The 13,649-nt window shown below is 69.2% G+C and carries 16 protein-coding genes; 8 read left to right on the top strand and 8 right to left on the bottom strand.

The features are described 5' to 3' along the window. Positions 1 to 8: 8 nt before the first annotated feature. The 4 genes from MELE44368_RS03465 (at position 9) to MELE44368_RS03450 (ending at position 2,861) form a co-directional block, all read left to right on the top strand. On the top strand, positions 9 to 764 hold the full coding sequence (locus MELE44368_RS03465) for a GvpL/GvpF family gas vesicle protein (RefSeq protein ID WP_241566460.1): 756 nt from the start codon (positions 9 to 11) through the stop codon (positions 762 to 764). Next, positions 761 to 976, top strand: a complete 216-nt coding sequence (locus tag MELE44368_RS03460; protein WP_128107216.1) for a gas vesicle protein — start codon at positions 761 to 763, stop codon at positions 974 to 976. Before MELE44368_RS03465 ends, MELE44368_RS03460 begins: the two co-directional genes overlap by 4 nt. Next, positions 957 to 1,280, top strand: coding sequence for a gas vesicle protein K (locus tag MELE44368_RS03455; RefSeq protein ID WP_128107215.1), 324 nt, complete (start codon positions 957 to 959; stop codon positions 1,278 to 1,280). Before MELE44368_RS03460 ends, MELE44368_RS03455 begins: the two co-directional genes overlap by 20 nt. A gap of 189 nt (positions 1,281 to 1,469) precedes the next feature. Then, entirely contained in the window at positions 1,470 to 2,861 is a 1,392-nt protein-coding gene (locus MELE44368_RS03450) for an MFS transporter (protein WP_128107214.1), read from the top strand. A gap of 1 nt (position 2,862) precedes the next feature. On the opposite strand, the gene MELE44368_RS03445 is transcribed toward MELE44368_RS03450, so the two are convergent. Continuing rightward, on the bottom strand, positions 2,863 to 4,113 hold the full coding sequence (locus MELE44368_RS03445; protein ID WP_128107213.1) for an aspartate aminotransferase family protein: 1,251 nt from the start codon (positions 4,111 to 4,113) through the stop codon (positions 2,863 to 2,865). Positions 4,114 to 4,193: 80 nt separating this feature from the next. Between MELE44368_RS03445 and MELE44368_RS03440 the strand changes: the two genes are divergently transcribed. After that, positions 4,194 to 5,654, top strand: coding sequence for an NAD-dependent succinate-semialdehyde dehydrogenase (locus MELE44368_RS03440; protein WP_128107212.1), 1,461 nt, complete (start codon positions 4,194 to 4,196; stop codon positions 5,652 to 5,654). 7 nt (positions 5,655 to 5,661) lie between these two features. On the opposite strand, the gene MELE44368_RS03435 is transcribed toward MELE44368_RS03440, so the two are convergent. The 3 genes from MELE44368_RS03435 to MELE44368_RS03425 form a co-directional block, all read right to left on the bottom strand. Next, positions 5,662 to 6,315 (bottom strand): GntR family transcriptional regulator, encoded by a 654-nt coding sequence (locus tag MELE44368_RS03435; RefSeq protein WP_128107211.1) that lies wholly within the window; start codon positions 6,313 to 6,315, stop codon positions 5,662 to 5,664. Further along, positions 6,312 to 7,031 (bottom strand): maleate cis-trans isomerase family protein, encoded by a 720-nt coding sequence (locus MELE44368_RS03430; protein ID WP_206613670.1) that lies wholly within the window; start codon positions 7,029 to 7,031, stop codon positions 6,312 to 6,314. The genes MELE44368_RS03435 and MELE44368_RS03430 overlap by 4 nt, the downstream gene beginning before the upstream one ends. Before the next feature lie 90 nt (positions 7,032 to 7,121). Beyond that, the gene (locus tag MELE44368_RS03425; protein WP_206613669.1) at positions 7,122 to 7,859 is read right to left on the bottom strand and encodes a maleate cis-trans isomerase family protein; all 738 of its coding nucleotides are present in this window, start codon (positions 7,857 to 7,859) and stop codon (positions 7,122 to 7,124) included. Positions 7,860 to 8,017: 158 nt separating this feature from the next. On the opposite strand from MELE44368_RS03425, the gene MELE44368_RS03420 reads away from it, so the two are divergent. The 3 genes from MELE44368_RS03420 to MELE44368_RS03410 are packed head-to-tail and all read left to right on the top strand — an operon-like array spanning position 8,018 to position 10,907. Further along, on the top strand, positions 8,018 to 9,016 hold the full coding sequence (locus MELE44368_RS03420; RefSeq protein WP_128107210.1) for a D-2-hydroxyacid dehydrogenase: 999 nt from the start codon (positions 8,018 to 8,020) through the stop codon (positions 9,014 to 9,016). Beyond that, complete coding sequence (locus tag MELE44368_RS03415) at positions 9,013 to 10,416, top strand: amidase (RefSeq protein ID WP_128107209.1); 1,404 nt, start codon at positions 9,013 to 9,015, stop codon at positions 10,414 to 10,416. Before MELE44368_RS03420 ends, MELE44368_RS03415 begins: the two co-directional genes overlap by 4 nt. Continuing rightward, on the top strand, positions 10,413 to 10,907 hold the full coding sequence (locus MELE44368_RS03410) for a DUF3830 family protein (RefSeq protein ID WP_128107208.1): 495 nt from the start codon (positions 10,413 to 10,415) through the stop codon (positions 10,905 to 10,907). Before MELE44368_RS03415 ends, MELE44368_RS03410 begins: the two co-directional genes overlap by 4 nt. Before the next feature lie 84 nt (positions 10,908 to 10,991). Here the strand turns inward: MELE44368_RS03410 and MELE44368_RS03405 are convergent, their stop codons facing one another. The 4 genes from MELE44368_RS03405 to MELE44368_RS03390 are packed head-to-tail and all read right to left on the bottom strand — an operon-like array spanning position 10,992 to position 13,587. Continuing rightward, the gene (locus MELE44368_RS03405; RefSeq protein WP_128107207.1) at positions 10,992 to 11,417 is read right to left on the bottom strand and encodes a hypothetical protein; all 426 of its coding nucleotides are present in this window, start codon (positions 11,415 to 11,417) and stop codon (positions 10,992 to 10,994) included. Positions 11,418 to 11,475: 58 nt separating this feature from the next. Next, on the bottom strand, positions 11,476 to 12,540 hold the full coding sequence (locus tag MELE44368_RS03400; protein ID WP_128107206.1) for an ATP-dependent DNA ligase: 1,065 nt from the start codon (positions 12,538 to 12,540) through the stop codon (positions 11,476 to 11,478). A gap of 28 nt (positions 12,541 to 12,568) precedes the next feature. Next, positions 12,569 to 12,985 (bottom strand): DUF1801 domain-containing protein, encoded by a 417-nt coding sequence (locus MELE44368_RS03395; protein ID WP_128107205.1) that lies wholly within the window; start codon positions 12,983 to 12,985, stop codon positions 12,569 to 12,571. Next, on the bottom strand, positions 12,982 to 13,587 hold the full coding sequence (locus tag MELE44368_RS03390) for a VOC family protein (protein WP_128107204.1): 606 nt from the start codon (positions 13,585 to 13,587) through the stop codon (positions 12,982 to 12,984). Before MELE44368_RS03390 ends, MELE44368_RS03395 begins: the two co-directional genes overlap by 4 nt. Between the last annotated feature and the right edge of the window lie 62 nt (positions 13,588 to 13,649).

Raw genomic sequence — 13,649 nt, 5'->3', positions numbered from 1 at the left:
GTGTCTGGGTGTACGCCGTAACCCATCGCGAACGCGCCGAGGGTTGCATCGGCGGCCTGCGCGGTGTCGCCGATGAGCCGGTGCACGTGGTGTCCGCCGATGACCTCGCTGCCGTTGTGGGCACCGTCGACCTCGACGAGTTCGGCAAGGATGCGCTGAGCCGCAATCTCGAGGACCTCGACTGGGTCGCGCAGAAAGCCCGTGCACACGACGCGGTGATCAGTGCGGTCGCCCGATCCGGCTCGGTCATCCCGGTGCGGATGGCGACCGTCTACCGCGACGGGTCGCGGGTCCGTGAGATGTTGATCCACCGACGTCTCGACTTCGAGGCGACGTTGGAACGGTTGTGTGGGCGCCTCGAGGTCGGGGTGAAGGTGTACGGCGACCCGAAGCGGCTGGGCACGACGGACAGTGACCATGATGCTACTGAAAAGCTTTCGGGTACAGCATATTTGATGCGTCGTAGGCAAGCGCTGGTGTCGCGTGAGGAGGCCTATCGGCTCGCGGCCGTCGAAGCCGAGCGTATCCACGGCATGCTGATGCGCCACGCCGTCGACGGAAGGCGCAAACCACCGCCGGCCCGCGTTCTGTCGGGCAGGGACGACATGATCGTGCTCAACGGCACCTATCTCGTCGACTCCGACGCGGTTGGACTGTTCCGTGAAACCGCGGCCGCACTGGTGATGTCGACGGACAAGTTGTCTGTGGAGACGACAGGACCGTGGCCGCCGTATTCATTCGCTGGCGAACCGGTGCCCGGATGACCGAGGTCTCGCCCTGGCAGGACGATCGGCGCATCGCGCTTGTCGACCTGCTCGATCGCGTGCTCGCCGGGGGTGTCGTGATCACCGGTGAGGTCGTGCTGTCCATCGCCGACGTGGACATGGTCGTCATCTCGCTGCGGACGCTCGTCTCCTCCGTCGGCGCGTTGATATCGGCCGAGGAGAACACCGGAAATGGATTCGACGGGTTCTGAGGCCGGCGGCGAGGTACCGGCACCGCGACGGCGTATCAACTCCGATCCCGCCGACGTCGAACGCGGCCTGGTCAGCCTGGTGCTCACGTTGGTCGAGTTGTTGCGCCAGCTGATGGAACGGCAGGCCATTCGCCGGGTCGATGAGGGAACCCTGACCGACGAGCAGATCGAACGCATCGGGACCACGTTGATGCTCTTGGGGGAGAAGATGACCGAACTCCGTGAGCATTTCGGCCTCACGCCCGAGGATCTCAACATCGACCTTGGGCCGCTCGGACCATTGCTGCCCACCGACCCGGCCTGACCGCGCTCGACGGCCGGCGGAGCGGAGCGTCGCTGCCCTCGCCCTTTGCCGTTGTGCGGATACCGTTGTGCGGATATTTGTTGGCAGGGGCGGGTATTTTGCCCATGCACCGAGAAGTACGTCCTGCCCCGCGCTCGCCGTCGTTACGCGTCCCGGGGTCGTACCCGACGGACGTGAGGAGGCCCGTAGGTGGATCCCCAAGGTTCGCCCAGTCCAGAGCACCCGGCAGCCGAAAAGGAGCAACCCGCCGGCGTCGTCCGCAAGGCGATCGCGGCGTCGGCCATCGGCAACGCGACGGAATGGTTCGACTACGGCCTCTACGCCTACGGCGTCACCTACATCTCGGCGGCCATCTTCCCCGGTGAAGGCGGCACCGCCACGCTGCTCGCCCTGATGACGTTCGCGGTGTCCTTCCTGGTGCGCCCACTCGGCGGGTTCTTCTGGGGACCTCTGGGTGACCGGTTCGGCCGCAAGCAGGTGCTGGCCATCACCATCCTGCTGATGGCGGGGGCCACGCTGTGCGTCGGCCTGGTGCCGTCGTATGGCGCAATCGGGCTGTGGGCGCCGGCACTCATGGTGGTGCTGCGGATGATTCAGGGCTTCTCCACCGGCGGCGAGTACGGCGGCGCGGCCACCTTCATGGCCGAGTACGCGCCCGCACGTCGCCGCGGGATGCTCGGCAGCTTCCTGGAGTTCGGCACGCTGGCGGGCTTCTCGGCCGGCGCGCTGATGATGCTCGGGTTCTCGTTGGTGCTCAGCGACGACCAGATGGCGGTGTGGGGCTGGCGGATGCCGTTCCTGATCGCCGCGCCCTTGGGCCTCATCGGCCTCTATCTGCGCACCCGGCTGGAGGAGACCCCGGTCTTCCAGGAGCTGGAAATCGAGGAGAAGAAGGAGGGCGGCTACGCGGCCGAGTTCAAGGACCTGCTCGCCCAGTACTGGGGACCGATCCTGCGGTTGGGCGGTCTGGTGGTGGCGCTCAACGTCGTGAACTACACGCTGCTGACCTACATGCCGACCTATCTGGAGACCTCGATCGGGCTGTCCACCGACATGTCACTGATCGTGCCGATCATCGGGATGCTCTCGATGATGGTGTTCCTGCCGTTCGCCGGTCTGGCGTCGGACCGGATCGGGCGCAAGCCGTTGTGGTGGATATCGCTGGTCGGGCTGTTGGTCATGGTCGTGCCGATGTTCATGCTGATGTCCACCGGGGTGTGGGGCGCCGTGATCGGCTTCGCCGTGCTGGGCCTGCTCTACGTGCCCCAGTTGGCGACCATCTCGGCGACGTTCCCCGCGATGTTCCCGACCCAGGTGCGGTACGCGGGGTTCGCGATCGCCTACAACGTGTCGACAGCGATCTTCGGCGGCACCGCGCCCGCGGTGAACGACTGGATGGTCTTGCAGACTGGCAACAACCTGATGCCGGCGTTCTACGTGATGGGCGCCTGCGTGATCGGCGCGCTCGCGCTGCTCAAGCTGCCCGAGACCGCGCGCTGTCCGATCGGCGGTACGGAGATCCCCGGCACCCCCGAGGCGCCGCCGCCCGTCGACTACGACCGGGAGCCGGCCCCCGCCTGACCTACAGGACGGCGCCCACCGCGTCGGACCAGATCCCGGCCGCCTCGTCGACCTCGTCGGCCGAGACCACCAGCGCCGGAATGAACCGCACCACCTGTCCCCACGCGCCGCACGTCAGCAGCAGCAGCCCGCGCCGCGCCGCCTCCTGCGCGACGGCCACCGCCGTCGCTCCATCGGGTTTGCCTGCGGCGTCGCGGAATTCGACACCGATCATCAGACCCAGACCGCGCACGTCGGTGATGACGTCGTACTTGTCGGCGATGGTGCGCAGCGCCTCACGCAACTGCGCGCCGCGCTCGTCGGCGTTGCGCACCAGCTGCTCGTCTTCGATCACATCGAGGGTGGCCACCGCCGCGGCGCAGGCCACGGCGTTGGCGCCGTAGGTGCCGCCCTGCGAGCCGGGCCAGGCCTTCTCCATCAGCGCCGACGACGCCGCGATGCCCGACAGCGGAAAGCCCGACGCCAATCCCTTGGCGGTGACGAGGATGTCCGGCCGTGCGTCGAAGTGCTCCCCGCCCCAGAACCGGCCGGTGCGGCCGAACCCGGTCTGCACCTCGTCGACCACCAGCAGGATGCCGTGCGCGTCCGCGCGTTCGCGCAGACCGGCGAAGAACCGTTCGTTGGCCGGGACGTAGCCGCCCTCACCGAGTACCGGTTCGACGACGAACGCGGCGGTGTCGGCCGGTGCGCTCAACGTCTGCAGCACGTAGTCGAGTTGGGCCAGCGCGAAGTCGGTCGCCTGCTCGACGGGCCAGCCGAAGTGGGTCGGGTCGGGGAACGGCGCGACGTGCACACCGGCCATCAACGGCGCGAACCCGGACCGGAACCGGGTGCCCGACGTCGTCATCGATGCCGCGGCCACGGTGCGCCCGTGAAAGCCGCCGTGGAACACGATGACGTTGGGGCGGCCGGTGGCCTGCCGCGCCAGCCGCAGCGCCGCCTCGACGGCCTCGCTGCCCGAGTTGGCGAAGAACACCCGGTCCAGGCCCGCGGGCAGCACCTCACCCAACCGCTCGACGAGCGTGAGCAGGGGCCGGTGCATGACGGTCGTGTACTGGCCGTGGATCAAGGTGGCCACCTGGCGCTGGGCGGCCTCCACCACCCGCGGGTGGCAGTGACCAGTGCTGGTCACGCCGATACCGGCGGTGAAGTCCAGATAGCGGCGGCCCTGCTCGTCGAACAGCTGCGCGCCCTCGCCGCGCGCGGCGAGCACCCCGGTGGCCTGTTTGAGAATTTGCGAGAGTTCCGCCACGCCACGTCCCCTAGCGTAGATTGCCGTAGATTGTCGACAATCAGACTATCCGTCGGACCGCCGGGGCGAAGGGAATTGGAGTGACCGCGCTGCAAACCGTGATCGACGCCGTCGACAAGCGACTGTTCATCGGCGGCAAATGGCTCGACGCCGCCGAGCGCGCCACGTTCGACGTCGTCGACCCCGCCACCGGCGAGACGCTGTGCGCGGTCGCCGACGCCGACCCGGCCGACGGGATGGCCGCGTTGCAGGCCGCCGTCGACGCCCAGGCGGAGTTCGCCGCGACCCCGCCGCGGGCGCGCGCCGACATGTTGATGGGTGCCTTCGACCTGTTGCACGCGCGCGCCGACGACCTGGCGTTGCTGATGACGCTGGAGATGGGCAAACCGCTGGCCGAGGCCCGCGGCGAGATCGCTTATGCCGCCGAGTTCTTCCGGCACTTCGCCGAGGAGGCCACCCGCATCGACGGCGGCTATCAGACCGCGCCCGCCGGAGGTGCCCGGTTCCTGATCGCCCGTCAGCCGGTCGGGCCGTGCCTGCTCGTCACGCCGTGGAACTTCCCGATGGCGATGGGGACCCGCAAGTTGGGGCCCGCGATCGCCGCCGGCTGCGCCAGCGTCATCAAGCCCGCCCACCAGACGCCGCTGTCGATGCTGGCGCTGATGGGCATCCTCGAGGAGGTCGGCGTGCCCGCCGGCGCGGTCAACTGCGTGACGACGCTGGACGCCGGCGGCGTCATGGAGCCGATGATCCGCTCCGGGTTGGCCCGCAAGCTGTCGTTCACCGGCTCCACCCGGGTGGGCCGGGTGCTGCTGGAGCAGTGCGCGCAGAAGGTGCTGCGGACCTCGATGGAACTGGGCGGCAACGCGCCGTTCATCGTGTTCGCCGACGCGGACCTCGACGAAGCCGTCGACGGCGCCGTCGCGGCCAAGATGCGCAACATGGGGGAGGCCTGCACGGCGGCCAACCGGATCTACGTGCACGCGTCGGTGATCGACGAGTTCGGGCGCCGGCTGGCCGACCGCATGCGGTCGCTGACCGTGGGACCCGGCACCGAGGACGGCGTTCAGGTCGGCCCGCTGATCGACGCGGCCGCGCTGCGCAAGGTGACCTCGCTGGTCGACGACGCGGTCGGGCGCGGTGCGCGGGTGCTGACAGGCGGATCGGCGCTGGGCGGGGCGGGCTTCTTCTACACGCCGACGGTGCTCACCGACGTTCCGCGCGACGCCGAGATGGCCCACGAGGAGATCTTCGGCCCGGTCGCCCCGCTCACCCCGTTCGAGTCCGAGGACGAGGTGATCGCCGCCGCCAACGACACCGAATACGGCCTGGTGGCCTACGTGTTCACCAACGACCTGCGGCGCGCGCTGCGGGTCGCCGAGGCGCTCGAGACCGGGATGGTCGGCCTGAACCAGGGCGTGGTGTCCAACCCCGCCGCGCCGTTCGGCGGCGTCAAGCAGTCCGGGCTCGGTCGCGAGGGTGGCGCCGTCGGGATCGACGAGTTCCTGGAGATCAAGTACATCGGCGTGGCGCTGAAGTAGCCGCGAACTAGCGGGCGAGCCGCGCGATCAGGCGGTCGACCGCGTCCTCCATGTGGGCGATCAGCAGCTTGTCGGACAATTGCACGTCGCCCGACCTGATCGCGCTCGCCAGCGCCTGATGCTCCACCACCCGGTCGTTCGGGTTGTCGTAGGTGTCGGCCAGTGCATGCACGCACATCCGCGTCTCGACGAGGTAGGTCTGGTGCATCCGCGACAGCCGTGGGCTCTCGGCCAGCTCGACCAGGCGCTCGTGGAAGCGGATGTCGGCCTCGCTGCCCTCCTCGACGTCGGTGGCCTCGGCCATCTCCTCGACGATGGCCAACAGCTCGTCCCCGGCGGCGGCGTAGTCGCGCTGGAGGATCCGGCGGGTGGCCGCGCGTTCGATCGCCTCGCGGGCCAGATACATGTCGGAGGCCTCTTGGGGGGTCATCTCGATGACGAACACACCGCGGTTGCGGATCGCGATGAGCAGCCCCTCCTGGGTCAACCGCTGCATGCCCTCGCGCAGCGGCCCGCGGCTGACGCCCAACTTGCGGGCTAGGTCCGCCTCGCCCAGCTGGGTGCCCGGCGCCAGTTCGCCGTGCGCGATCGCCTGGCGCAGCTTGTCGGCGACGATGCTGGGCGTCGACTCCTGTTCGACGGGAGCGATGAACTCGGTCACCGGGCCTCCTCGAACAGCCGGCCCATCCCGGGAATCACCGGCACCCCGCCGGCGAGTTGAAGTCCCTTCCAGACCGTGACCTGGTTGGCGGTGAGCACCGTCTTGCCGACGGCGGCCTCGAGACGGTCGATGATCGCCAGCGTGTGCATCGCGGTGTCGGGGATGAGGACGGCCTGCGCGTCGGGATGGTCGGCGGCGGTGACCATCTGGATCACCTGTTCCGGTGTCAGGGTGCCGACCTCGGCGGCGGTGATGATGCCGTGGCTGCCCATCGCGACGACGTCGACGCCGTCGGCGGACAGGAACTCGACGAAGTGCTCGGCGACGTCGTGCGGGTATGACGCGGCGATGGCGACGCGCCGGATGTCGAGGTGACGCAGCGCGTCGACGAACGCGATGGACGTCGACGACGCCGGAACACCGGCCGCCGCGGCGACTTTCGCGGCCTGCTGCCGTGCGCCCGCCGGGCCGAAGACGAAGCTGCCCGAGGTGCATGCCCACATCACCGCCTGCGGGCGGGACCAGGAGAGCGCTCTGACGCCGTCGGCGAGACGTTCGGTGCTGCCGAGGTCCAGCAGCGCGTCCACCCGGTGGGCGTCCTCGCCGACGGAGGTGATGACCACCGGGAGGCGGACCTCGCCGGCGGCCCGGGCCTCCAGCGTCGCGAAGTCGTCTTCGGCGCTGTGCCCCGGGTAGAGCAGTCCTACGGTAGCCATACAGAACCCTCGGTCGATGGGCAGATTGTCGACAATGCTAACAACCGCCGTTGTCCGTACTTTGCCGGTTTCTCGGTCGAAGCGGATTCGTTACGCCTCAAGCAGGCGCTGGCCGGGGCCCACGGCTTTGCGCCCGGCCACCCGCAGGGCCGCCCACATGGTCACCTGGTTCGCGGTCACCACCGGCTTCTGCAGTTCGGCTTCAAGCGGGGCGATCAGGTCATAGGTCGGCAGGTTGGTGCAACTGATGACGATCGCCTCGGCCTCGGCCACGTTGGTGCTGCGGACGAGTTCGGCGGTCTGCTCGTAGGGCACCGCCCAGATCTTCGAGGTCAAGCCGAGCCCGGAGGTCGCGACCACCTCCAGCCCGGCCTCCATGAGGTAGCTGGTCAGCCCGATGGTCAGGTCCGCGGTGTACGGGGTGACCGTCGCGACGCGGTGGACGCCGAGGTGCTTCAGCGCGGCCAGCATGGAACCGCTCGTGGTCACCGCGGCCGGGGCGCCGGCCGCCTGCATCGCCGCGACGAGCGCGGCCTCCCCGGCCATGCCCTTGACGAAGCTGCCTGCCGTGCACGCGTAGGCGGTCACGATCGGCGAGACCGCGAGCACGTTGGCGGCGCCGGCGACGACGTTGTCCGCGTCCGAGACGTGCACGGCCATGTCGACGGTCACCGGCAACGGCGCGTATCGGAGCCGGGTCACGTAGAGGCTGACATCGTCGGGCACCCAGCGCCACAATTCGCGGTCCAGGGCGAAGTCATACGGCGTCACAACACCTATGCCGACCTGCTGCAATGGTGGGGGCGGCACCACTTCCCCGAGCGTCATTTCCACAGTGTGAGGCCAGAACGCCCATCCAGCAACAGATTGTTGACAATCATACGGCGTGTCCTTAGCCTCGGGGCGTGCCGACCTCCCGCGAGAGCGTTCCCCCCGCGGGACGGTACGGATCATCTGACCAGGTCAGGACCCATTCTGAGGCGCCGGTGGTCGCAGTCCTGTGCGCCGACGAGGCCGACCGCCCCGCGCTCGCCGATGTCGGCGTCCAGTTCCGGTTCTGCACCGCCGCCGACCTTCCCGACGCGGTCCGCGGGGCGCGGGTGCTGCTGCTGTGGGACTACTTTTCCACCGCGTTGCGCGACGTCTGGCCGCGGGCGGACAGCCTGGAGTGGATCCACGTCACCGCGGCCGGGGTGGACACGCTGCTGTGCCCTGACTTCCCGGAGCTTCGCGACTCCGACGTGGTGGTCACCAACGCGTGCGGCGTCTTCGACCGTCCGATCGCCGAGTACGTGCTCGGCGCGGTGCTCGCCCACGCCAAGGACAGCCGCACCAGCTACGCGCTGCAATGCGACCGGCAGTGGCGGCACCGCGAGACACGCGGCATCGCCGGCACCTGTGCGCTCGTCGTCGGCACCGGTTCGATCGCCCGCGAGATCGCGCGGCTGCTGCGCGCGGCGGGCATGCGAGTGCGCGGCGCGGGCCGGGTGGCGGCCGACGCCGATCCCGACTTCGGTGAGGTGGTGGCCAGCGCCGATCTGGCCGCCGAGGTCGGGTGGTGCGATCACCTGGTGCTCGCGGCGCCGCTCACCGACTCGACGCGCGGGCTGGTCGACGCGGCGGTGCTGGACGCGATGAAGCCCGACGCGCATCTGGTGAACATCGCCCGCGGCCCGATGGTCGTCGAGTCGGCGTTGCTGGACGCGTTGGCCCGCAACCGAATCGGCGGCGCGACGTTGGACGTGTTCGACACCGAGCCGCTGCCTGCGGACCATCCGTTGTGGGAAGCCCCGAACGTGACCATCACCCCCCACATGTCCGGTGATGTGGTCGGCTGGCGCGACACGCTGGCCGAGCAGTTCCTGGGCAACCTGCGCCGCTGGCTGGTCGGCGAGCCGCTGCACAACGTGGTGGACAAGAAGCTCGGCTACGTGCCGTCCGGAGCCGGAAGGCCGGCGACATCGGGCCGGGGTGGTGCGCGATGATTCCCACCGCGCTCGAGCTGGTGCAGGGCTACCGGGCCGGAACGATCTCGCCGGTGGAGGCGACCCGAGAGGCGTTGGCCGCCATCGAATCTCACGACGACGCGGTGAACGCGTTCGTGCTCGTCGACGCCGAAGGGGCGTTGGCGGCGGCCAAGGCGTCCGAGGCGCGCTGGCATGCCGGGCGGCCGCTGGGTCCCGGCGACGGGGTGCCGACATCGATCAAGGACGCGCTGTGGACCCGGGGCTGGCCGACGTTGCGCGGCAGCTGGCTCATCGATGACGCCGGCCCGTGGGAGGAGGACGCGCCGAGCGTCGCGCGGTTGCGCGAGACGGGCGCGGTGCTGCTCGGCAAGACGACCACGCCGGAGTACTCGTGGAAGGGCGTCACCGACTCGCCGCGATACGGGGTGACCCGCAACCCGTGGGATCCCGCCACGACGGCAGGCGGCTCGAGCGGCGGCAGCGCGGCCGCGGTCGCGCTCGGCATGGGGGTGTGGTCGGTCGGCACCGACGCAGGCGGCTCGGTGCGCATCCCGGCGGGGTTCACCGGGACCGTCGCGCTGAAGCCGACGTACGGGTTGATCCCCGCCTTTCCGCCCAGCCCGTTCGGCACCCTGGCCCACCCCGGCCCGATGACGCGCACCGTGGCCGACACCGCGGCGCTGATGGATGTGATCACCGGGTTCGACGCGCGTGACTGGGCGGCGATGCCGACCCCGTCGGAGTCGTTTCTGACCGGCCTCGACGACGGTGTCGCGGGCCTGCGGGTGGCGTTCTCGCCCACCCTCGGTTTCGTGCGCAACGACCCCGAGGTCGACGCCCCCGTGCGGGCCGCGGCGACCGTGCTGGCCGACGTCGGCGCGCGGGTCGAGGAGGTGGACCCCGGGTTCGCCGACCCGCTGGAGGCCTTTCACATCCTGTGGTTCTCGGGGGCGGCGAAGGTGTTGGAGGCCTACGGCGATGCGGTCGATGACCGGGTGGACCCGGGGTTGCGGCGGGTCGCGGCGGCGGGGGCGACGTTCTCGGCGTCGGACTATCTCGACGCGACGGCCGTGCGCATGCGCCTGGGCGAGTTGATGGGCCGGTTCCACCAGCGCTACGACGTGCTCATCACGCCGACCCTGCCGCTGCCCGCGTTCGCCGCCGGCCGCGACGTACCCGACGGGTGGCCGTCACCGGACTGGGCGAGCTGGACCCCGTACACCTATCCGTTCAACATGACCCAGCAGCCCGCGCTCAGCCTGCCGTGCGGCTTCACCTCCGCCGGACTGCCCGTCGGGCTGCAGATCGTGGGGCCCCGGCACGCGGATGCGATGGTGCTGCGGGTCGGCCGCGCGTACGAGGCGGCCACCGACTGGCACCGGCGCACACCCGAACTGATCGCACAAGGAGTTCGATGAGCAGGCTGATCACCGTGTCCCTGGACAAGCGAGGCGTCAGCTGCGTGGCCCGGCTGCTCGACGGGGCGGCGCCACGAACCTGCGCGGCGGTGTGGGATGCGCTGCCCCTGTCGGCCCAGGTGTTCCACGGAAAGTACGCCCGCAACGAGATCTACACGCTGCTACCGACTTTCGCGCCCGACCCCGGTAAGGAGAACACCACGGTGACGCCGATTCCCGGCGACCTGTGCTGGTTCTCGTTCGACTCAGACCAGCTCGGCAACCCCGCCTACGGCTACGAGAACACCACCGGCACCGGGACCACCGGCGCGATCGTCGACCTCGCGTTGTTCTACGGCCGCAACAACCTGCTGATCAACGGCGACCAGGGCTGGGTACCGGGCAACGTGTTCGGCGCCGTCATCGAGGGACTCGACGAGATGGCCGCGGCCTGCCAGGACCTGTGGATGGGCGGGGTGCGCGGGGAAACGCTGAGCTTCGCGCGCGCCTGACTCCCCGCCCAGCGTGCGGTTTCATACGCGAGTCGCCGGGCGGAGCGTATCGGTTCGCACACTCGCGGCCCGAACCCCGCCCGACTACAGCGGCTGAAGGCTGATCGGTACTTCGCTCTCCCCGGGGTTGGGGTCGCCGCATGTTCCGGGTTCCCACGTGTAGCGCAGGCTGCCCGCCAAGGTCGCCGGATCGAACGAGTACGTCAGATCGGCGGGTCCGGTGCTGCCGTCCGCGCACGGACGTCCGTTGAAGACGTCGTGGCGTTCGATGGTCCACGGACCGTCGGCCTGCTTACGGATCTGAGCGATCATCCCGGTGGAACTGGAAATTGTTCCGCCGCAAAGACCTTCGAAATTGCACTGCGTGGTGATCGCCCACGTGTTCGTCGTGGGGCCGTTGACGAACTGGTATTCGCCGTCAAGTCGCCCGTCCGCCCATGCGGGGCTCGCCAACCCGACGGCGACGCCGGTGAGCGCCACCGCGGCGGTCATCGCACGTGTGATCACCATGCGGGCAGCATCACACGTCTTGCACGCGGACATCGCCGAGTTGACGAAAGTGCTTCGGTCAGCCGAGCCCCGGAACGATGTCGTCGAGGCGGAACTTCACCGGGACTTCGAGTTGGTCGTAGGTGCACGAGCGCGGGTCGCGGTCGGGGCGCCAGCGGTTGAACTGAGCGGTGTGGCGGAACCGTTCACCCTCCATGTGGTCATAGCGGACCTCCACCACCCGCTCGGGCCGCAGCGGAACGAAGGACAGGTCCTTGCCGGCGTTCCACCGCGAGCCCTCATTGCGGCGCGGGGTGCGGTCACCGGCCATGTGCGCGGCCCAGTTCCACGGATGTTCCTCGAATGTGGTTACCAGCGGCTGCAATTCGGAGAACAACTGCCGCCGGGTGGCCATCGGGAACGCGCCGATGACGCCGACGGAGGCCAGCGTGCCGTCATCCTTGTAGAGGCCAAGCAGCAGCGAGCCGATCGCGTCCGCACCCGACTTGTGAACGCGGTAACCGGCGACCACGCAGTCGGCGGTGCGCGTGTGCTTGATCTTGAACATCACCCGCTTGTCGGGCTGGTACGTCAGGTCAGGCGGTTTGGCGATGACGCCGTCGAGACCGGCGCCCTCGAACTCGTCGAACCAGCGATGTGCGGTGGCCAGGTCGGTGGTCACCGGCGTGAGGTGAAACGACGGCCCCGAGCCGGCCAGCGCTTCGGTGAGGGCGGCGCGGCGTTCGGTGAACGGGCGCTCGGTGTAGTCGTCGTCGCCAAGGGCGAGCAGGTCGAACGCGATGAACGACGCCGGCGTCTGCTCGGCGAGCATCTGGACGCGGCTGGCCGCCGGGTGGATGCGCTGCTGCAGCGCCTCGAAGTCGAGGCCGTGGTCGGTCGCGACAACGATCTCGCCGTCGATGACGGATCGCGGCGGCAGTTCCGCGATGGCCGCCGCGACCAGTTCGGGGAAGTAGCGTGTCATCGGCCGTTCGTTGCGGCTGCCGAACTCGACCTCGGCGCCGTCGCGAAAGCAGATCGACCGGAACCCGTCCCACTTCGGCTCGTAGGACGCGTCGGGCGGAATCGTGTCCACCGATTTGGCCAGCATCGGCCGCACCGGCGGCATCACGGGCAGCTTCATCGCTGCCATTGTCCAGGGTCGCGACGCGTCACATCTTTTCGCCGGGCAGCTTGCTGGCCTGTTCGATCCACGACCGGAGTTGGTCCTCGTCGAACTCGTCGTCCTCGCGGATGTCGAGGTAGCGCACCTCCTGGTGCTTGGAGGCCTTCGGCGGCACGGGATCCAGCGACGCGCCCTTGAAGAACGCCATCTGCACGTAGTTCGTGTAGCAGCGAAACGAGAGGAACCAGCCTTCGCCTTTGTGGCCGTAGAACGGCTGGTTCCATTTCACGGCCTTGTGCACGTCGGGCACCGTGCGCTCGATGAGCGCGTCGAGGCGTTTCCCGACCTCGCGCTTCCAGCCGGGCATCGCCGCGATGTAGTCCTGCACCGGGCCGTCGCCCTCACCCTTGGGGATCTGCGGGTTGCCGCCCGAGAGCAGTTTCGGCTTGTCGCGTTCGGTCATCGGCCGGCCTCCCAGGTGAACCCGTCCGGGTCGGTGAAGTCGCCCGCCGGGCTGTTGACGACGATACGGTGCGATCCGCTGCCCTCCGGGGCCACGCCGGCGTTCTTGGCCAGCGCACCGCGATTCAACAGCGCGAGGATGACCGGACCCGATGTGAACGAAACGTACTTGCGCCCGAAGCTCTTTGCGACCTGCAACCCGCGCTCGACGTAGAAGCGCTTGCTGGCGGCGACGTCGTCGACGCCGAGTTGCAGGATGAACTCGTCGATCCGGTGGTCGGCGGGGCCACGGTCCTTCTTCGACGACGACGCGACGGTCCAGATCGTGCCGTCGGGCCCGGTGACGCTGCCGCCGTAGCCCCACAGCGACTTCTTGGGCGCCTTGAGTTCGGTTGCGCCGGCCTGCAGGGCGGCGTCGACGAAGGCGTCGACAGTGGACGGTTGCGCGACCACCAGCGAGAGCGTGAACCCGCGGAAGCCGTTGGTCGCCGCGTCTCCGACACGTGCGCGCACCGGCAGATCCGGACCGAACGCCGCTTTGTGGAAGGCGTCGAGCGTTGCGGGGTCGGGGGTTTCCAGCGTGACCGATTCGATGCCTGTCATGTTCTGCGTCCTTCCGATCGGGGAGCGGCGGTCATGAATTGAGAGTAGCACTCTCAATTCGA

It is taken from the genome of Mycolicibacterium elephantis DSM 44368 (assembly GCF_004014805.1).
GTDB classification, from domain to species: Bacteria; Actinomycetota; Actinomycetes; order Mycobacteriales; family Mycobacteriaceae; genus Mycobacterium; species Mycobacterium elephantis.
Note: the sequence above shows the minus strand (reverse complement) of the source record. Positions and strands in the feature narration are given on the sequence as shown.